Origin of the sequence: Sinorhizobium fredii NGR234 (genome assembly GCF_000018545.1) — a bacterium.
GTDB lineage: Bacteria > Pseudomonadota > Alphaproteobacteria > Rhizobiales > Rhizobiaceae > Sinorhizobium > Sinorhizobium fredii_A.
Genome location: NC_012587.1, coordinates 1,396,944 through 1,416,277 on the forward strand (window position 1 = coordinate 1,396,944; position 19,334 = coordinate 1,416,277).

Consider the following 19,334-nt stretch of genomic DNA (forward strand, 5'->3'; position numbering starts at 1 on the left):
TACAAAACGCTGACATCAATCTCCAAAATTGGTCAAAGAATGCTCGATAAGACCTACGATTCCGCATCCGTCGATCCGCGTATTGCCAAGAAGTGGGACGATGAAAACGCGTTTCGTGCCGGCGCCGGCGTAAAGCCGGGCGCCGAAACCTTCTGCGTCGTGATTCCGCCGCCGAATGTTACCGGCTCCCTGCACATGGGCCACGCCCTCAACAACACGCTGCAGGACGTCATGGTGCGCTTCGAGCGCATGCGCGGCAAGGATGTGCTCTGGCAGCCGGGCATGGACCATGCCGGCATTGCCACGCAGATGGTCGTCGAGCGGCAGCTCGCGCAGCGGAAGTTGCCGGGGCGCCGCGAGATGGGGCGCGAGGCCTTCATCGACAAGGTCTGGGAATGGAAGGGCGAGTCCGGCGGCTTGATCTTCAACCAGTTGAAGCGCCTCGGCGCCTCCTGCGACTGGTCGCGCGAGCGCTTCACCATGGACGAGGGCCTTTCCGAAGCGGTCATCGAGGTCTTCGTCAGCCTGTACAAGGAAGGGCTGATCTATCGCGACACGCGTCTCGTCAATTGGGATCCGAAGCTGCAGACGGCGATTTCCGACATCGAGGTCGAGCAGGTCGAGGTCAACGGCCATCTCTGGCACCTGCGCTATCCGCTCGAAGAGGGCGTCACCTATCAGCATCCGGTCGGTTTCGACGACGACGGCAATGCCACCGAGTGGGAAACCCGCGATTATCTGGTCGTTGCCACGACGCGTCCGGAAACGATGCTCGGCGACACCGGTGTCGCCGTGCACCCCGATGACGCGCGCTACAAGGGGATCGTCGGCCAGCACGTCATCCTGCCGATCGTCGGACGCCGCATACCGATCGTTGCCGATGAATATCCTGACCCGACGACCGGCACAGGCGCGGTGAAGATGACGCCCGCCCACGACTTCAACGACTTCGAGGTCGGCAAGCGCAGAGGGCTTCGTCAGGTCAACGTGTTGACGCCGGACGGCCGGATCGCGATCAAGAACAACGAGGATTTCCTGGAGGGCCTGGATCACCCGGCTGCGCTCCACGGCGCCTGGGATCAACTCGACGGCAAGGACAGGTTCGAGGCGCGGCGGCTGATCGTCGAAATTCTCGAGGCGGCAGGTCTCGTCGACCACATAGAGCCGCACCGGCATACGGTGCCGCACGGTGATCGCGGCGGCGTGCCGATCGAGCCGCGTCTGACCGAACAATGGTATGTCGACGCAAAGACGCTGGCCAAGCCGGCAATCGCCTCGGTCAGGGAAGGACGGACGACCTTCGTCCCCAGGAATTGGGAAAAGACCTACTTCGAGTGGATGGAGAACATCCAGCCCTGGTGCATTTCGCGTCAGCTCTGGTGGGGCCATCAGATCCCGGCCTGGTACGGTCCTGACGGCCAGGTTTTCGTCGAGAAGACCGAGGAAGAGGCGCTGCACGCCGCAATTCAGCACTACATCGCCCATGAAGGGCCGATGAAGGCCTATGTCGAGGACCTGCTCGAGAACTTCAAGCCGGGTGAAATCCTGACGCGTGACGAGGATGTGCTCGACACCTGGTTCTCGTCCGCCCTCTGGCCGTTCTCGACCCTCGGCTGGCCGACGGAGACGCCGGAGCTCGAAAAATACTACCAGACCGATGTCCTGGTCACCGGCTTCGACATCATCTTCTTCTGGGTGGCCCGGATGATGATGATGGGCCTGCACTTCATGAAGGATGCCGACGGCACGCCCGTCGAGCCGTTCCACACCGTCTATGTTCACGCGCTGGTTCGCGACAAGAACGGTCAGAAGATGTCGAAGTCGAAGGGCAACGTCATCGATCCGCTCGAACTGATCGACGAATACGGTGCCGATGCGCTGCGCTTCACGCTGGCGATCATGGCGGCCCAGGGGCGCGACGTGAAGCTCGATCCGGCCCGCATTGCCGGTTATCGCAACTTCGGCACCAAGCTCTGGAACGCCACGCGGTTTGCCGAGATGAACGGCGCCACGAGCAGCGACGGCTTCATTCCGGAAGCCGCCTCGCTGACGGTCAACCGCTGGATCCTCACCGAACTATCGCGCACGATCCGCGACGTCACCGAAGCGGTCGAGGGATATCGCTTCAACGACGCTGCCGGAAGCCTCTACCGCTTCATATGGAACCAGTTCTGCGACTGGTATCTCGAACTGTTGAAGCCGGTCTTCGGCGGCGAGGACGAGGCCGCCAAGCGCGAATCGCAGGCCTGCGTCGCCTATGTGCTGGACGAGACCTACAAGCTGCTGCATCCGTTCATGCCGTTCATGACCGAGGAGCTCTGGGACAAGACCGCCGGACCGGGGCGCGACCGCGCCACGCTCCTGTGCCACGCCGAATGGCCGGCGGCCTTCTACGCGGACGACCTAGCCGCCGACGAAATCAACTGGCTGATCGACCTCGTGTCGGGTATTCGCTCCGTCCGGGCGGAAATGAACGTCCCGCCGGCGGCAATGGCACCCCTGGTCATTGTCGGCGCGAAGGGTTTGACGAGCGAGAGACTCGATCGTCATGGCCCGGCGATCAAGCGGCTGGCGAGGGTCGAGAGCATCGAGCACGCCGCAACGGCGCCGCGCGGCAGCGCGCAGATCGTCATCGGCGAGGCGACGGCCTGCCTTCCGCTCGGCAGCCTCATCGACCTGGCCGCCGAGAAAAACCGCCTCGAGAAAGCGATCGCCAAGGTCGATGTCGAGCGCGAGCGAATTCTCGGCAAACTGGCCAACGAGAAATTCGTCGCCAACGCAAAGCCTGAACTGGTCGAGGCGGAACGGGAGCGACTTGCCGAGCTCAACCTGCAGAAGGACTCGCTCGGCGTCGCGCTAAGCCGCGTTTCGGAAGCAGGTTAGTCCGCTGATGCCTGAATGCTTGTGAAAATCCGCGGCAGCATTGCCGCGGATTTTCTTTATCGCGATGCAACTTCGAATCGCTCCGCTGTTGCGCGATCACGCTTGGAATTGCACGCGTGGGTTTTGATGAAGGCTTTTCCAAGGGAAAGGGGACGGACTGTTTTGCAAAAAGCAATATTGTTGTCGTCACGTCACACGCTGCTCGTTTATTGGAATATTTTTCTTATTTTAGCAATTTTATACTGGAGATAAGGAAACGCATTTTCCCATACTCGGAATATGGCCGAATCGTGAAATCCTTACGTAAATTTGATGACCGAGTTGGTCGGGTTTAGGCCGGGCTTGCGAATTGCCAATCCGGGGATCGTGTCGAATATTCGGGTCCGAGTACGGCGGCGCGAGGTGAACCGCCGCATTCATGAAATACGAGGGGAGGAGCTGAATGGCTCAAAATAGACTGAAGAAGAGCATTCTCGCAGCGGTTGCTGGAGTGCTTGTCGCGTCGGCTGCGCAGGCTGGGGGGCTGGAGCGCAGCGGTTACAATATCGATCTCTTGTTCGATCCGTCGGACTACGCCGCCGAAGCGACGGCGACTTACGTAAATCCGCAGCGAGATCTCAAGAACGTAACCGATATCAATCCTGCCAATGGCATCGGCTCCAATGGATTGGGCGGCGGCAGCACAAGCGTTCGGGATACCGAAGGGTATTGGGCGCCCCGTGTGGGCGTAAAGGCTGGTTTGGGTGACAGTATTGACTGTATGGCGGACTACTCCCAGCCTTGGGGCGCCCACGCCAATCCGGGTAGGAACTGGATGGGTGCCAACGATAATATCGAAACAAAGGTCGAAAGCGATAACTACGCAGCCACCTGCTCGTACAAATGGGATATGGGTCCGGGCTTCGTCCGTCTGATTGGCGGTGCGTTCTACCAGGAAGTCGGCGGTTTCAAGGAGCGCCTCGTTGCGCCAGATTTCGCGGTGCCGGGGAACGGCATCGGCCGTCTCGATCTTGAAGGTACCGGATGGGGCTGGCGCACCGGTGTCGCCTATGAAATCCCCGAATACGCGATGCGCGCAAGCCTCGTGTACAACAGCGCCGTCGACCTGGACGACCTTTCGGGTTCGATCGATCTGAGGCAACTCGGCCTGACCAAATACGAGGTCTCTGGCTCCGCGTCGATGCCGGATTCGCTGGAGCTTAAGGTGCAGTCCGGTATCGCTCCCGGATGGCTGGCATTCGGTTCGGTCAAATGGACCGACTGGAGCCAGTTGCAAGTCCTCAATTTCTGCCCTGCGACTGTAACGCTGGCAACGCCGTGCACGAGCCTTGATCTGCTCTATCGGGACGGCTGGACGGTCACCGGCGGCATTGGCCACAAATTCAACGATCAATGGAGCGGCGCTGTCAGCCTGGCCTGGGACCGGGGCACGAGCACAGGCATCGGTACGCAGACCGATACCTGGACGCTGGGTACGGCCGTTTCGTACACTCCGACGCAGAACATCGAACTGCGGCTTGCCGGTGTTGTCGGCATCATGACCAGCGGGGAGTCCGGTCCGACGACCTACCAGGGACAGGTCTACGGCGACGAGGTTACCTATGACTTCGACAATGATTTCGTCGGGGCGATCTCGACATCGCTAAAAGTCAGGTTCTGATCTCCATCGATCAGCGTCTCAGGGCCCGGTTCTGCCGGGCTCTTTTTTTGCCTGAGCGATCCGTTTCGGCCGCTGCTTATAAGCAATCGCGAATGTGACGATTCAGCAACACATTTATTACTATGCTTTGCTAGTATCCGGCCCGTGTCGAATATGTCCATTTCCCGCCACAAAATGGGAGCAGCGATAATAGCGACAAACGTGCGAGTGCCGTGTTTGCGTTTGAGGTGAACTGAGTTTGTGTACCGCCATGACATCCCCTAGCAACTGGCGCTTGGCGCGTGGTCGGGCCGATATCGATCGCGAGATGGCTGACGCGCGCGGTGCCCGAATGGGCCGACCGGCGTCGCTGCAAGTGAACGCTCGAACGACACGATGCTCCGGACTGGTCGATGTTGTGCGTGGTGGTTGGGTCGGCGTTGCCGGCTGGAACGGAAGAAACTGATTGTGATGCGCGCGGGTGAACTAAAGTCGCTTAGGATGGCGGTACTGGGCATGTCACTGGCGGTGGGCGCCACCGCTGCCGGGCCGGCGCGGGCCTTCGATCCGTCTGCGGGCGTGACGAAGGAGTCGGGTCCGTTCGCGCTCTTCAAGTTCGGCTTTTCCGCCTACAAGAACGGCCGCAAGGACGAGGCGGTCGAGGCCTATCGCTATGCCGCCGAGAAGGGCCACACGGGTTCGCGCTGGGCGCTCGCCAATATGTATGCCTATGGCGACGGCGTCGCCGAGAATGACCTCGAAGCGTTCAAGATCTACAGCGAAATTGCCCAGCAGGGCGTCGAGCCCGGTTCCGAGGACACCGGCTATTTCGTCAACGCGCTGATCGCGCTTGCCGGCTACTACCGGCGCGGTATTCCTGATAGCCCGGTGCAGGCGGACCTGCCGCAGGCGCGACAGCTGTATTTCCAGGCGGCCTCGACCTTCGGCATCGCCGAGGCGCAGTTCCAGTTGGCGCGGATGCTGCTCTCGGGCGAGGGCGGCACCGTCAATGTCCAGCAGGCCAAGAAATGGCTGAACCGGGCGCGTAAGAACGGCCATGCTGGTGCTATGGGCGTCTTTGGCAACGTGATCTTCCAGGAAGGCCAGACCGTGCGCGGGCTTGCCTACATGACGGCGGCGCTCGACCAGTGTTCGCCGAAGGACAGGCCGTGGCTCCAGTCCATGCAGGAACAGGCCTTCTCGCTCGCCACCGAGGACGACCGCCGCGTCGCGATCGCTATGGCGCAGAACATGCATCCGCAGGCCGACGAGTGAGCCTGCCGAGCCGGTTTCTGTGAATCTGTCAGGGCATGCAGCGAGACGGGAAGTCTCGCCTTCCGCTTCTCAAGCCATTCCGCTTAGAAAGCAAACTGGGCAGCGACCGGCACGTGGTCGGATGGCTTTTCCCAGGCGCGCACATGCTTTTCGATCGATGTCGATACGAGCTTGTCGACCGCCTCGGGCGACAGCATCAGATGGTCGATGCGGATGCCGAAATTCTTCTGCCAGCATCCGGCCTGGTAGTCCCAGAAGGAATAGAGCGGCACTTCGTCCGTCGTCGCACGAACGGCGTCGGTAAGGCCGAGATTGCGCAATTGCCGGAAGGCGGCGCGCGTCTCGGGGAGGAACAGTGCATCGTTGCGCCAGACATTCACGTCCCAGCAGTCATGGGCCTCGGGGATGACGTTGTAGTCGCCGGCGAGGATAAGCGGCTCCTCGAGCAACAGCCTCTCCTTTGCGAAGGAAGCGAGCCGCTGCATCCATCCAAGCTTGTAGGGATACTTCTCCGTTCCGACCGGATTGCCATTCGGCAGATAGAGGCAGCAAACGCGTACCGCGCCGCCAGCGACAGAAAAGACGCCCTCGATGAACCGGGACTGCTCGTCCGAATCATCGCCCGGCAACCCGCGGTTGACCTCGTCGGGACGCAGCTTCGAGAGCAGCGCGACGCCGTTGAATCCCTTCTGTCCATGCGTTTCGATATGGTAGCCGAGTGCCTCGATCTCCTCCCTCGGGAAGGCGTCGTCGACCGACTTGATCTCCTGCAGGCAGGCGATATCCGGGTTCGATGCCTTGAGCCAGGCAACGAGACCATCGAGCCGCGCCTTGACGCCGTTGATGTTCCAGGTGGCGATCTTCATGGGCCGCATCCGTCTTTCTTTTAGGTCTTGCGTTGGCGCCGAGTCGTTGTAGCGACTGCGATTTCTTTTGACAAATCCGATGGCGGCAAGATTCGCGTTCGGTGCGATCGCACAGGGAAATGCAGCCGTCGGTAGTGGAATTGATTCCTCATTCGGTCCGTCTATAGTCCCGCGCATGATCGCATTCATCGAGAACTATTGGCCGCATTTCCTGGCGCTCCTGTCCTTCGCGCTGGGGGTGCCGGCGATTATTCATGCGGCCATGACGAAGGACGATGTACGGGCGGCGGCCGGCTGGGTGGGCGTCGTCCTCCTTTCGCCGGTGATCGGCGCAGCCATCTATGCGGTCGCCGGCATCAACCGCATTCGGCGGTCCTCGATCGGCCTGCAGCGCTCGCTGCTGCGCACGAGCGGGCCGGATCCGTTCGTCGCTTCCGATGTCACGGACGAGAACGTTGCGGTTCGGTTCGGGCAGCGATTCGCGGCGATGAAGATTCTTGGCGACCGGGTGTCGCGTTTCTCGATGTCGACCGGCAACCACATCGCCATGCTGGAGGGCGGCGACGCGGTCTATGGGGCGATGCTCGAAGCGATTGCCGGCGCTCGGCGCAGCATCCTCTTCGAAAGCTATATCTTCGATCGCGATCCGATCGGGCTTCGTTTCGCCGATGCGCTGATCGCCGCGGTCAAGCGCGGCGTCAGCGTGCGGGTGCTGATCGACGCCGTCGGCGCTCGCTATTCCGTGCCGAGCATTGTCAGCTACCTGCAGGAAGGCGGCGTCACCACTGCGGTTTTCAACGGCAACATCATCATCGGCCTGAGGCTGCCCTATGCCAATCTCAGGACGCACCGAAAGATCATCGTTGTCGACGGCGCAGTCGCCTTCACCGGCGGCATGAACATCCGGGCCGGATTCACGGCGGAGATCGCAGGCATCGCCGCTTCGTTCGACACCCATTTCCGCGTTACCGGACCGATCGTCGCGGACATCTTCCAGGTGGCGGCCGAAGACTGGCAGTTCGCAAGCGGAGAACTGCTCGCCGGCGAAGCCTGGCGGCTGGGGGAGATCGAGGAGCGAGGCGATGCGCCATCGGTACTGATGCGAGCCGTTCCCTCGGGCCCCGACAGCACCAATGAAACCAACCACAAGATGTTGATGGGAGCCTTCTCGATCGCGCGCAAGCACATCCGGGTGATGTCGCCCTATTTCCTCCCGGACAGGGAATTGATCAGCGCGCTGGTGACCGCGGCGCGAAGAGGCGTCGAAGTCGACATCGTCGTGCCGGCCGTCAACAACCTCACCCTCGTCGATCGCGCCATGACCGCGCAATTCGACCAAGTGCTCGAAGGTCATTGTCGCGTGTGGCGGGCGAAAGGAAGCTTCAACCATTCGAAATTGATCGTCGTCGACGATCTTTGGACCTATGTCGGGTCGAGCAATCTCGATCCACGCTCGCTTCGCCTCAATTTCGAATTCGATGTCGAGGTCCTCGACGATGCCTTTGCGCAGGCGATCAGCGACAAGTTTTGCGCGGTGCGCGAGACGGCCGCCGAGGTGACGCTCGCGAGCCTTGAGGCTGAACCCTTGCTGAACCGCCTGGCGAACCGCCTTCTTTGGCTCGGTTCGCCCTATCTCTAGAACGGGAAGATGAGTGAAGGAGGCTTCTAGACCGAAAAGCTAGTTCCGCAGCCGCAACTGGCGACGGCATTCGGATTCTTGATCTGAAAGGACTGGCCGAGCAGATTGTCGACGAAGTCGATTTCCGAACCGCCCATATACACCAGCGAAAGGCTGTCGATCAGCACTTTGGCATTGCCCTTTTCGAGAACGAGATCGTCGTCGTTCTCCTGATCCACCAGGTCGAACTTGTAGGAGAAGCCCGAGCAGCCGCCGCCCTCGACGGAGACGCGCATCGCCGTCTTGTCGTGTTCGGTCTGAAGTATGGCGGCGATGCGCCGGGCGGCCGCATCCGAAAGGGTCACTGTTTCCTGCATCATGTCTGGCCTCCTGCCGGGGTCAAGAACCGGAGAGATTCGTTTGCGTCCTGGCGTTACAATTGCTGGGCTTGAGAAGCGAGCCTCGGGATCGCCCGTGATGACCGCAGCTATTCCCTCGTCGCTTTCATGCAACGCATACTATAGGTATGAAGGCTGGAATGTCCCGTCAATGGGATGGCATCACAGGTGTGAAATGGCTTTCGAGAGACAGGCCCTGGGCTTCGGTTATGGTGAGCACGCAGGCTTCGCTTCCAATCCCTGGGCGTCGCGCGGCAGGCTCTATCCCGAAGCCTCCAGCCCAACGCGTTCCGACTTCCAGCGCGACCGCGACCGCATCGTCCATACGACCGCGTTCCGCCGCCTGAAGCACAAGACCCAGGTATTCATCGCCGCCGACGGCGACCACTACCGCACCCGGCTCACGCACACGATCGAAGTCGCGCAGATCGCGCGCGCTTTGGCGCGGGCATTGAAGCTCGACGAGGATCTGGCCGAAGGGGTCGCGCTGGTGCATGACTTCGGCCACACGCCGTTCGGACACACCGGCGAGGATGCGCTGCATGAGGTGCTGAAGCCCTATGGTGGTTTCGATCACAATGCCCAGTCGCTCCGTATCGTCACGAAGCTCGAGCGCCGCTATGCCGAATTCGACGGCCTGAATCTCACCTGGGAGAGCCTCGAAGGGTTGGTCAAGCACAACGGGCCGCTGATGACGCCGGAAGGCGAGGGCACCCGCGGTCCGGTGCCGCAGCCGATCCTCGATTATTGCGCCCTCCACGATCTCGAGCTGGCGAGCTTCGCAAGCCTCGAAGCCCAGGTCGCGGCGATCGCCGACGATATCGCCTATAACACCCACGACATCGACGATGGATTGCGAGCCGGCTACCTGACATTCGAGATGCTGGAGGAAGTGCCGTTTCTCGCCCGGCTGATGCGCGAGGTCCATGACCGTTACCCGGGACTCGAAAGCAGCCGCTTCACGCATGAAATCATGCGCCGGCAGATCACCGCCATGGTCGAGGACGTCATTGGCGTCGCCCAGGCACGTCTGCGCCAGGTTCGACCGAAGAGCGCCAGCGACGTGCGCAACGCCGGCACGGTCATCGCGACCTTCTCCGAAGCGATGAGCGAAACGGACCGGCAGATCAAGAACCTGCTGATGACGCGCATCTATCGCCACCCGGAGGTCATGCGCGTGCGGCAGGGGGCGGCGTCGATCGTCACCGACCTCTATCGGGCATTCATGGCCGACCCGCTGTTGATGAAGGAGCACTACTGGATCGACCAGATCGCCGGGATGGCCGAGCCGGCCCGGGCGCGCCATGTCGGAGACTATCTCGCCGGCATGACCGATACCTTCGCGATCAGCGTGCACCGGCGCTTGTTTGACCACACGCCCGATTTGCGGTAGTGACGCGCCGCGCGGAGGCTGCAGGTTCCCCCTGGGACCCGGCCTCCTTTTATAGTTTTGCGCCATTTTCCAGTTGGACTGGAAACAGCGGATGGATCAGATGAACCTCTTCACAGACTTCGAATCAAGAATTAAGAACATTCTGGAATCACTTGATATCGTTCGTGAAAAGCGATCAGACGTTGACTTCGGTCGAGTCAGCATAGAGCCGCCGCGTGATCCGAGCCACGGTGATGTCGCGACCAACGCGGCGATGGTTCTCGCAAAGTCACTGGGCACGAACCCGCGCGCCCTTGCGGATCTCATCGTCGACAAGTTGCGCCAGGATCCTGAGGTGGCGGAGGTTTCGGTTGCCGGGCCGGGCTTCATCAATGTCCGGTTGTCGGTTTCCTACTGGCAGAAGCTGCTTTCGGCGATGGTGAGCGCGGGAACCGACTTCGGGCGCAGCACCGTCGGCGCCGGTCGGAAGGTGAATGTCGAATATGTTTCGGCGAACCCGACGGGGCCGATGCATGTCGGTCATTGCCGTGGCGCCGTCGTCGGCGACGCGCTCGCCAACCTCCTCGCCTTCGCCGGCTATGACGTCGCCAAGGAATACTACATCAACGACGCCGGCTCCCAGATCGACGTGCTCGCCCGTTCCGCATTCCTGCGCTACCGGCAGGCGCTCGGCGAGGAAATCGGCGAGATCCCGGCCGGGCTCTATCCCGGCGACTACCTCGTGCCGGTCGGCGAGGCGCTTGCCGACGAGTTCGGCACGAGCCTCAGGATCATGCCGGAAGACAAATGGATGCCGCTCGTCAAGGAACGCGTGATCGACGCGATGATGGCGATGATCCGCGAAGATCTGGCAGCGCTGAACGTCAACCACGACGTGTTCTTTTCCGAACGGACGCTGCACGACAACGGTGCGGCGCGGATCCGCACGGCCATAAACGACCTGACCTTCAAGGGGCACGTCTACATCGGCACGCTGCCGCCGCCGAAGGGCCAACTGCCGGAGGATTGGGAGGACCGCGAGCAGACGCTCTTCCGCTCGACCGAGGTGGGCGACGACATCGACCGGCCGCTCATCAAGTCCGACGGCAGCTATACTTACTTCGCCGCCGACGTTGCCTATTTCAAGGACAAGTTCGACCGTGGCTTCCAGGAGATGATCTACGTCCTCGGCGCCGATCACGGCGGCTATGTCAAGCGCCTGGAGGCGCTGGCGCGGGCAATATCCGAAGGGACGGCGAAGCTGACGGTGCTGCTGTGCCAGCTCGTCAAGCTCTACCGGAACGGCGAGCCGGTGAAGATGTCGAAGCGTTCGGGCGACTTCGTGACGCTGCGCGACGTGGTCGACGAAGTCGGTCGCGATCCGGTCCGGTTCATGATGCTCTACCGGAAGAATTCCGAGCCTCTCGACTTCGACTTTGCCAAGGTGACGGAACAGTCGAAGGACAATCCGGTCTTCTACGTGCAGTACGCGCATGCGCGCTGCTGCTCGGTGTTCCGCCAGGCGAAGGAAGCTTTTCCCGATCTTGATTTGTCTTCGGTCGATCTTGCCGGCGCAGTCATCGGGGCAATCGTTGATCCTGCCGAGCTGCAGCTCGTCGCCAAGCTCGCAGAATATCCTCGCGTCGTCGAAGCCGCAGCACTCTCGCAGGAGCCTCACCGAATCGCTTTTTACCTGTATGATCTTGCTGCAGCCTTCCACGCACTCTGGAACAAGGGTAAGGAAAATCCGGAATTACGTTTTGTTAACGATAAGAACAGAGAATTAAGCATTGCCAGACTCGGGCTGGTGCATGCTGTCGCCTCGGTATTGAAGTCGGGTCTGTCCGTTACGGGCACATCGGCGCCGGAAGAGATGCGGTAAGTAGTGTCACCATTTCCCCACAATGCGCTGGCATTCAACGCAGCAGTTGTGAGTGGAAACTATGGCAGACAAACAATTCGCACGAAGCGGGCCGGCAGAATTCGATAAATTGGCCGATGACGATCCGTTGAGCGAACTTGCCCGCATTGTCGGTTACGATGCTCGGCCAGCAGTTCAGCAGCTGCAGGAGTTGCAGCGCCACCAGGAGGCGATCCGGCGCGATCCCACCTTTGATCTCGAAGACGAGCTGCTGCGCGCGTTTGACAGCTATGACGCGCCGCGGGCGACGCCGGTCCACCCGGACAGCGGACTCGTCGAGCACCCGGTCGCCGACGCGGCTGCTGGCTCACCTGCCGAGCCCGTGCTGGAAATCCAGGAGCCTGCAGTTGCAGAGCCTTTTGTGCCGGACGCAGAGATCGCCGAAGATGCGCCCCATGAGCCGGTAGCCTTTTCTCCGGCTTCCGATGACGATCAGGTCCCGGCCGATCACGAGCCTGCTGCGGTGCAGGAGGTCGATTCCACCGTTGATCTGGAGCGTGAACTCGAACTGTCGCTCGGCTATGAAGATTTGTCGGCGGAACCGGCGCAACGCGACGATGTGGTGCAATCGGATCTGCAGTCCGAGACGGCGGAGCTGCCGGCTTTCGAAGACTGGCAGGAGCCGCTTGCCTCCAGGCTCGCTGCCGCCGGCAAGGCTGCCGAGCGCGCGGAGATCGCGGAACCGGTTTACCTGGATATGGCCGAACCCGACCTGCCGCAGGAGGCGTCCGTCACCGAGGCGATTGCTGCGCATGTGTCGCCGACCATGCCGTCCGAGCCGGCTGCCTCCGATCACGTCGATCGGCTGCTCGCCGACGTGGAGCGGTTTCCGGTAATCCCGGTCGCCGCTGCTGCAGGCTTGGCGGCCACGGCCGCCTCGGCGCAGGCGGCGCCCGCCGCTTCCGCTCCTGTCGCAAAGAAGAACACCTATCCTTTCACGCCGATGTTCAGCCGCGCGACGCCGGTCGCGTCGACCGCCGGTGCGTCCCAGCAGCGAGCCTTCGCTACCCCTCTGCCGGCTCCGACCGCCGTGCAGGCACCGGTCGCCCCGGTCGCCCCGCCGGAGGTGCTCGCCGAACCGGCCCTTGAGATCGCACAAAACAAGCTTCCGCAGGGTGAGACCGAGCCGAGCTTCGATCTCGACGATTTCGAGCTTGAACTCGCCGACATCGCGCTGGAGATGAATGTATCTGAGGACGATAACGCGGCGGCGGATGTGCCGCCGGTGGTAGGGCATCCCGCTCTGGTGGAGCCGGAGGCTCAGCCATTCCTGCAGGCACTTGCCCCGGTGAGTGAGCCGGAGCCGCGTCGCGAACCGGCGGCGGCGCCCACGGTTGCCCCAGCGCCCACGGTTGCTCCGGCGCCCGCGATCTCCGGGACCGAGGAGGCATCAGCCGAAAGTCCGCTGCCTTTCGACCCCGCCATGATCGGCGAGATGGAGAGCGGCGTCGCGCCGATCGCCGATCTCGATGTCCCGCAGTTGCCGTCGCTGGAGGCCGAGGAGAAGCCGGCCTCCTATCCGGGCGATTTCGACCTGGATATCGACGCGGAAATGGCGCAGCTCTTCAGTACGCCGGCCCCGGTCGCCAAGAGCGCAGTACGTGCCGGCCAGCCCGATCTTGCTCCCGCGGCGCGCGCCGGTTCAGCGGGCGCCGCTCCGCTCGCCTCGCTCGACGACTTCGCAGAATTCGAGAAGGCGATGGAAGAGGACTTCCAGCGTTCGATGTCGGAGCGCCGAAGCGCGGCGCAAGACGTCGAGCGACCGGCGGCAGTGCGGGCAGAGACCGACGACTTTGCCGAGCAGGGCTATGGCCGCCGCTCGCAGCGGACGATGCTGTTGGCCGCAAGTGTTGCCGGTGTCATCATCCTCGGCGGCGCCGCCGTCTACGCCTGGATGGGTGGCAGCAGCGCAGTCCTGTCCGGCGACGGCCCCAGGATCATCCTCGCCGACAAGGATCCGGTCAAGGTCGTTCCCGAACAGAAGGGCGGCAAGTTGGTGCCGAACCAGAACAAAGCCGTCTACGATCGCGTCGCGGGCGATCAGAGCAACGCGCCGCGTCAGGAGGCCCTCGTCTCCTCGACGGAAGAGCCGATGGACGTGGTCCAGAAAACGCTGACACCCGAAACCCTGCCGCTTGAAGGCAGTGACAACGGGGATGCTTTGCCAGGCGTATCTCCTCCGGCAGAGGACGAAGTCGCGCGTCTGACGCCAGATGCGTCTGCGGATGATGTCGCTGCCGAGGAGGAAAGTGCCCCGGCTGTTGCGCCGCGCAAGGTTCGGACCATGATCGTCAAGCCGGATGGCACGCTCGTCCCTCGTGACGAGTCGGCGGCTGAAGCGAGCAACTCGGTTGCTGATGCGAACCAGCCGATCCCCGCCAATGCTTCGGCGGAAGCCGGCGCTGCCGGCTCCCAGGGCAAGGCCGCTGCCGCCGTTGCTGCAGGCGAGCTGCGCGTCGCCGAACAGCCGGCTCCTGCCGAGAGGGTCGCGCTCGCTGCTCCCAGCGAGCCGACCCAAAACGATGTTGCTCCCGTCCGCAGCGTCAAGACGACGGCCGTTGGCGGCGAACCGGTCCCGCAGGCGCGCCCTGCGGCCCAAAAGCCGGCGGCACCGAGTGCGGCGCCTGAAGGTCAGGTTGCAACGGAAACGGCCGCAGCGCAGCCCTCAGCGCCGCTCGCGACCGCATCCGTTCCGGCCGGCAGCTACGTTGTCCAGATTGCCTCCCTGCCTTCCGAGGCCGAGGCGCAGAAGAGCTACAACAGCCTCTCGGCCAAGTTTGCGAACGTCATCGGCGGTCGCGGCGTGGATATCCGCAAGGCGGAGATTGCCGGCAAGGGTACCTATTACCGGGTGAGGATACCGGCCGGCTCGCGGGATGAAGCGAACGCGCTTTGCTCGCGCTACAAGAGCGCCGGCGGCAGCTGCCTCGTGACGAAGTAGTTAGGGCAGGCCAGGTTTAACAAACGAAGCGGGTGCGGCAGGATTGTCGCGCCCGTTTCTTTTCACCAGGCGTTTGCCTGTGCATGGAGCGGCCGGGCGCCGGTTTGCGGCTTCGCGGTTCGGCCGCGGAACACTATGATCCACGTATGAGCGAATCAAAGGCATTCATCTCGGGCTGCAAAGGCCTTTCCCTGACGGCGGAGGAGCGCAGCTTCTTCGCCGGCGAACGCCCCTGGGGCTTCATTCTCTTCGGCCGCAACATCGGTGAGAAAGAACAGATCTGTGATCTCGTCGCGGCCCTGCGCGACAGCGTCGATAATCCGAAAGCGCCGATCCTGATCGATCAGGAGGGCGGCCGCGTCCAGCGCATTCGCCCGCCGCTCGCGCAACAATATCCGAGCGGTGCGGCGATCGGCGAGATTTACCGTCGCGACGTTGAGATGGGGCTGCGTGCCGCATGGCTGCTTGGGCGCCTCCACGCGTTCGATCTCATGCGCTTCGGCATCACGGTGGATTGCCTGCCGGTGCTCGACGTGCCGGTCCCCGGCAGCCATGACGTCATCGGCAACCGGGCCTATGGACACGATCCGGCGACCGTGACGGCGATCGGCCGTGCGGTCGGCGAGGGCCTGAAAGCGGGCGGCATGCTGCCGGTGATGAAGCACATGCCGGGTCACGGCCGCACTTTCGTCGATTCGCATCACAACTTGCCGGTGGTCGACGCATCGCTGGAAGAGCTGAAGCGCGTCGACTTCCAGCCTTTTGCCGCCATGAAGGACGAGGCGATGGCCATGTCGGCCCACATGGTCTTCACGGCGATCGATCCGGACAATCCGGCGACGACATCTGCAAGGCTCGTGCGGGAGATCGTCCGCGACTATATCGGCTTTGACGGCTTGCTGATGTCCGACGATGTTTCCATGAACGCACTTGCAGGAGATATGACCACCCGCGCCCGTGCGATTATCGGGGCAGGGCTTGATCTCGTCTTGCATTGTCACGGGATTATGGAAGAAATGAAGGCCGTCGCCGATGTCGTGCCGGTTCTTTCGCGCGATCGGTTGCGCAGGGCGAAAGCGGCCGAGGCGGCCTTCCGGCAGCCGGATGGTTCGGATGAAGACACAATGCGAGCGGAGTTCAATGCGATGTTCGCGCTCGCCTAGGGCATCCCGCTTTCAGATAAGATTACTGAAAGCGGAAAAGGTGCTCTAGATGCAAACTGCTGGAACGTCCTAAGCGCATTCATATGAACGCGCGGCGCTCTGAGGAAGAAGGCGGCGCCGGCCGCGTTACGGGGGCATGGTAGCGATGGGTTCTGACGAAAGGCAGGGACAGCCTGTGGCAAAGGCGCCGATGGAGCCTTTGTGGCAGGATGAATCCGCCGGTCGCGGCCTGCACGAGGAAGAGCTCGTCGTCGACATCGGCGGCTTCGAGGGTCCGCTCGATCTGCTCCTCCATCTCGCCCGCAGCCAGCGAGTCGATCTTTCGCGCATCTCGGTTCTCGCGCTTGCCGAGCAATACATCGCCTTCATCGAACGCGCTCGCTCCATCCGCATAGAACTCGCCGCCGATTACCTCGTCATGGCGGCGTGGCTTGCCTATCTGAAATCGCGCCTGCTGATCCCCCAGCCGTCGAAGGACGAGGGCCCCTCAGGCGATGAGATGGCTTCCGCCCTCGCATTCCGGCTAAAGCGCCTCGAGGCGATGCGCGACGCCGCGACGCGGCTGGTCAACCGCAGCAGGCTGGGTCGCGACGTCTTCGCGCGTGGCGCACCGGAGCATCTCGTATCGGAGAGAAAGTCCGACTACGACGCTTCGCTTTACGACCTGCTGACGGCCTACGCCACGCTCCGGCAGCGCCAGGCGATAACTCAGGTGACGATCGAGAAGCGCCACGTCTGGTCGCTTTCGGACGCGCGCCTGATCCTGGCGAGAATGGTCGGGAGCCTCGACGACTGGACGGCGCTCGACCATTTCCTCATCCGCTACATGACGAGCCCCAAGGAGCGCGCAACCGCCCTCGCGAGTTCGTTTGCCGCGTCGCTCGAACTGGTGCGGGAGGGGAGGCTGGAAATCCGCCAGGAAAGCGCTTTCGCGCCGATCTACTTGCGGCGCGGACCGAAACCGATCGATGCCGCGAGCTTGGCGGAAATGGAGGCGGCGCGTGGCTGAGGCGCAAAAATACCTGCCCGGGATACCCGTCGATGAGGACGAGTTCGAGGAGGTTCTCATCGATCGGCGGCTCGAGGAGGAGGCGGAGCGGATTGCCGAAGCACTGGTCTTCGCATCGGCGCAGCCGATCTCAGAGGCCTATATCGCCAGCCGGATTCCGCGTGGGATCGATGTCGGAAGGGTCATGTCGCGGCTGAAAGCTTCCTATGCGAGCCGCGGCGTCAATCTCGTGCAGGTCGCCGACCATTGGGCGTTCCGTACCGCGGCCGATCTTTCCTTCGTGGTTGAAACGGATGAGCAGGAAGTCAAGAAGCTCTCCCGCGCCGCTCTCGAAGTGCTGGCGATCATTGCCTATCACCAGCCGGTCACCCGAGCGGAGATTGAGGATATTCGCGGCGTACAGACTTCAAAGGGTACGCTCGATGTTCTGATGGAGGCGGGTTGGGTGCGTTTTCGCGGCCGCAGGCGCACGCCGGGGCGGCCGGTGACTTTCGGCACGACGCGGGATTTCCTCGACCATTTCGGGCTGGAGGAAATCCGCGATCTTCCCGGCATCGAGGAATTGAAAGGTGCCGGTCTGCTGTCCGGCCGCGTTCCCTCCAACCTGCATATCCCGGTGCCCGCCGGCGAGGACGAGCTTTCCGACAACGAGGATCCCATCACCCAGATGGACCTCGAGGAACTGGGCCTCTTGACTCCGAAGCCTGAAGGAGACGATTAAAAATCCTGAGTGGGCGTATCGGCTTTAAAGCCGCTATGCCCGCCGAAAGCCTTCGGTTCAAGGAATGCAGATATGGTTTCAGACACGCTCAACGGCGCCGTTCAGACGACGCGACGGCCCGGCGTGTCGTTTGCGGCAAGCCTCGCATTCGAAAACATCAGCCACCGCTACCATTCCAAGGAGACGATCAGGAACGTCTCGCTGAGTGCCGAAGCCGGCGAAGTGTTGTGTCTGCTCGGCCCCTCGGGCTCGGGCAAAACAACCTTGTTGCGGATTGCGGCCGGTATCGAGATGCAGACCGGCGGCCGGCTTCTGCTGAATGGCCAGGAAATATCGGGTCCGTCCGTGTTTTTGCCGCCGGAAAAGCGCGGCGTCGGGCTGATGTTCCAGGATTTCGCGCTCTTTCCGCACATGACCATTCGCGACAATGTCTGTTTCGGGCTGAGCGATTTGCCGAAGAAGGAGGCTTTGATCCAGGCTGATGCGGCGCTCGACCGCGTGGGCCTGTTTCACTACGCGGATCGATACCCGCATGTGCTTTCCGGCGGCGAGCAGCAGCGGGTGGCGCTCGCCCGGGCGCTCGCGCCGCGGCCGGCGGTGCTGTTGATGGACGAGCCTTTCTCCGGGCTCGATTCCCGCCTCAAGGACTCGATCCGTGCCGACACGCTAGCGATCCTGCGCGAGACGCGGGCAACGGCGATCGTCGTCACCCACGACGCGGAAGAGGCGATGCGCATGGCCGACCGGATTGCGCTGCTGAGGGACGGCTGCCTGGTTCAGGTCGGCACGGCCGACGAACTCTATCGCAAGCCGCGCAATCTCTTTGCCGCCGGATTTTTTTCCGAGATCAACGTCTTCGATGCGCGCGTGCGCGGCGGCCGCGTCGAAACGCCGCTCGGCGGCGTGCCGGCCGGAGAGTACGCGGAGGGGCAGCCCTTGAGCGTGGCGGTGCGGCTCTCCGGTGTTCAACTGAAGCCGGAAGGCGGCGACATCCCGGCCCGCATCCTGTCGCGGCGTTTTCTGGGCGTGGTCGAACTCCTTGAACTCGCCGTGCCGCAGTCGGAACGGACGGTCCGGGCCCGCATCCGCGCCGATCTGTTGCCGCAAGGATTGCGTGACGTCACGCTTTCCGTTAACGAGCGCGACATATTGGTGTTTGAAAAAGACGCCTCGACATCTTAGGTTCGGTCAGAATGACGGCGCGCCTTCGAGCCGCGCCTGAAAAATGACAACGTGATGGCTTTAAATCGATAAAGCCTCGAGGGAGTAAGTGGATGGGTTCGTTTAGCATCTGGCATTGGCTGATCGTCCTGGTGGTCGTGCTGCTGTTGTTTGGCCGCGGCAAGATTCCGGAACTGATGGGCGACGTTGCCAAGGGCATCAAGAACTTCAAGAAGGGCATGACCGACGAGGAAGCCGCCTCGGCCGACAAGACGATCGACGGCAAGACCGTCGAGCACAAGTCCGACGAAGTCCGCTGACGATCGAAAGATGGCGAAACCGGTGCGACGTTAGCTGCGTGCCGGTG

At 62.3% G+C, this 19,334-nt stretch carries 14 protein-coding genes; 12 read left to right on the forward strand and 2 right to left on the reverse strand.

All coding sequences use genetic code 11. The annotated features are described in order from the left end of the window. The first annotated feature begins 39 nt into the window (after positions 1–39). The 3 genes from NGR_RS18045 to exoR all read left to right on the forward strand — a co-directional run bounded on the left by NGR_RS18045 (position 40) and on the right by exoR (position 5,797). Positions 40–2,883: a valine--tRNA ligase gene (locus tag NGR_RS18045; protein ID WP_012707913.1), complete on the forward strand. Its 2,844-nt coding sequence runs from the start codon at positions 40–42 to the stop codon at positions 2,881–2,883. Between the two features lie 442 nt (positions 2,884–3,325). Beyond that, positions 3,326–4,543, forward strand: coding sequence for an OmpP1/FadL family transporter (locus NGR_RS18050; RefSeq protein WP_012707915.1), 1,218 nt, complete (start codon positions 3,326–3,328; stop codon positions 4,541–4,543). A 450-nt stretch (positions 4,544–4,993) separates the two neighbouring features. Beyond that, complete coding sequence (gene exoR, locus NGR_RS18055; RefSeq protein WP_164924293.1) at positions 4,994–5,797, forward strand: exopolysaccharide production regulator ExoR; 804 nt, start codon at positions 4,994–4,996, stop codon at positions 5,795–5,797. Between the two features lie 83 nt (positions 5,798–5,880). Here exoR and xth read toward each other — a convergent pair whose 3' ends face one another. After that, positions 5,881–6,663, reverse strand: coding sequence for an exodeoxyribonuclease III (gene xth, locus NGR_RS18060; RefSeq protein ID WP_164924294.1), 783 nt, complete (start codon positions 6,661–6,663; stop codon positions 5,881–5,883). A 175-nt stretch (positions 6,664–6,838) separates the two neighbouring features. On the opposite strand from xth, the gene NGR_RS18065 reads away from it, so the two are divergent. Next, the gene (locus NGR_RS18065; protein WP_164924295.1) at positions 6,839–8,302 is read left to right on the forward strand and encodes a phospholipase D-like domain-containing protein; all 1,464 of its coding nucleotides are present in this window, start codon (positions 6,839–6,841) and stop codon (positions 8,300–8,302) included. Positions 8,303–8,328: 26 nt separating this feature from the next. Here the strand turns inward: NGR_RS18065 and erpA are convergent, their stop codons facing one another. Next, entirely contained in the window at positions 8,329–8,661 is a 333-nt protein-coding gene (gene erpA, locus NGR_RS18070; RefSeq protein ID WP_012707919.1) for an iron-sulfur cluster insertion protein ErpA, read from the reverse strand. A 193-nt stretch (positions 8,662–8,854) separates the two neighbouring features. Here erpA and NGR_RS18075 point away from each other — a divergent pair, with 193 nt between their 5' ends. The 8 genes from NGR_RS18075 to NGR_RS18110 all read left to right on the forward strand — a co-directional run bounded on the left by NGR_RS18075 (position 8,855) and on the right by NGR_RS18110 (position 19,287). After that, positions 8,855–10,072, forward strand: a complete 1,218-nt coding sequence (locus tag NGR_RS18075) for a deoxyguanosinetriphosphate triphosphohydrolase (protein ID WP_164924296.1) — start codon at positions 8,855–8,857, stop codon at positions 10,070–10,072. Positions 10,073–10,172: 100 nt separating this feature from the next. After that, the gene (gene argS, locus NGR_RS18080; RefSeq protein WP_164924615.1) at positions 10,173–11,933 is read left to right on the forward strand and encodes an arginine--tRNA ligase; all 1,761 of its coding nucleotides are present in this window, start codon (positions 10,173–10,175) and stop codon (positions 11,931–11,933) included. Positions 11,934–11,994: 61 nt separating this feature from the next. After that, positions 11,995–14,913, forward strand: coding sequence for an SPOR domain-containing protein (locus tag NGR_RS18085; protein WP_012707922.1), 2,919 nt, complete (start codon positions 11,995–11,997; stop codon positions 14,911–14,913). Between the two features lie 146 nt (positions 14,914–15,059). Next, the gene (nagZ, locus tag NGR_RS18090) at positions 15,060–16,076 is read left to right on the forward strand and encodes a beta-N-acetylhexosaminidase (protein WP_012707923.1); all 1,017 of its coding nucleotides are present in this window, start codon (positions 15,060–15,062) and stop codon (positions 16,074–16,076) included. 145 nt (positions 16,077–16,221) lie between these two features. After that, the gene (locus NGR_RS18095) at positions 16,222–17,085 is read left to right on the forward strand and encodes a segregation and condensation protein A (RefSeq protein WP_164924297.1); all 864 of its coding nucleotides are present in this window, start codon (positions 16,222–16,224) and stop codon (positions 17,083–17,085) included. Beyond that, a complete protein-coding gene (scpB, locus tag NGR_RS18100) occupies positions 17,078–17,806 on the forward strand; it encodes an SMC-Scp complex subunit ScpB (protein WP_012707925.1) in 729 nt (242 codons plus the stop codon). The genes NGR_RS18095 and scpB overlap by 8 nt, the downstream gene beginning before the upstream one ends. Before the next feature lie 72 nt (positions 17,807–17,878). Next, positions 17,879–18,988, forward strand: a complete 1,110-nt coding sequence (locus NGR_RS18105; protein ID WP_012707926.1) for an ABC transporter ATP-binding protein — start codon at positions 17,879–17,881, stop codon at positions 18,986–18,988. A 92-nt stretch (positions 18,989–19,080) separates the two neighbouring features. After that, a complete protein-coding gene (locus tag NGR_RS18110; protein WP_012707927.1) occupies positions 19,081–19,287 on the forward strand; it encodes a twin-arginine translocase TatA/TatE family subunit in 207 nt (68 codons plus the stop codon). The last annotated feature ends 47 nt before the right edge of the window (positions 19,288–19,334 follow it).

Coding starts and splice junctions, on each gene's coding strand:
- NGR_RS18045 (WP_012707913.1), top strand. CDS start 40: ATGCTCGATAAGACCTACGATTCCGCATCCGTCGATCCGCGTATTGCC.
- NGR_RS18050 (WP_012707915.1), top strand. CDS start 3,326: ATGGCTCAAAATAGACTGAAGAAGAGCATTCTCGCAGCGGTTGCTGGA.
- exoR (WP_164924293.1), top strand. CDS start 4,994: ATGCGCGCGGGTGAACTAAAGTCGCTTAGGATGGCGGTACTGGGCATG.
- xth (WP_164924294.1), bottom strand. CDS start 6,663: ATGAAGATCGCCACCTGGAACATCAACGGCGTCAAGGCGCGGCTCGAT.
- NGR_RS18065 (WP_164924295.1), top strand. CDS start 6,839: ATGATCGCATTCATCGAGAACTATTGGCCGCATTTCCTGGCGCTCCTG.
- erpA (WP_012707919.1), bottom strand. CDS start 8,661: ATGATGCAGGAAACAGTGACCCTTTCGGATGCGGCCGCCCGGCGCATC.
- NGR_RS18075 (WP_164924296.1), top strand. CDS start 8,855: ATGGCTTTCGAGAGACAGGCCCTGGGCTTCGGTTATGGTGAGCACGCA.
- argS (WP_164924615.1), top strand. CDS start 10,173: ATGAACCTCTTCACAGACTTCGAATCAAGAATTAAGAACATTCTGGAA.
- NGR_RS18085 (WP_012707922.1), top strand. CDS start 11,995: ATGGCAGACAAACAATTCGCACGAAGCGGGCCGGCAGAATTCGATAAA.
- nagZ (WP_012707923.1), top strand. CDS start 15,060: ATGAGCGAATCAAAGGCATTCATCTCGGGCTGCAAAGGCCTTTCCCTG.
- NGR_RS18095 (WP_164924297.1), top strand. CDS start 16,222: ATGGGTTCTGACGAAAGGCAGGGACAGCCTGTGGCAAAGGCGCCGATG.
- NGR_RS18105 (WP_012707926.1), top strand. CDS start 17,879: ATGGTTTCAGACACGCTCAACGGCGCCGTTCAGACGACGCGACGGCCC.
- NGR_RS18110 (WP_012707927.1), top strand. CDS start 19,081: ATGGGTTCGTTTAGCATCTGGCATTGGCTGATCGTCCTGGTGGTCGTG.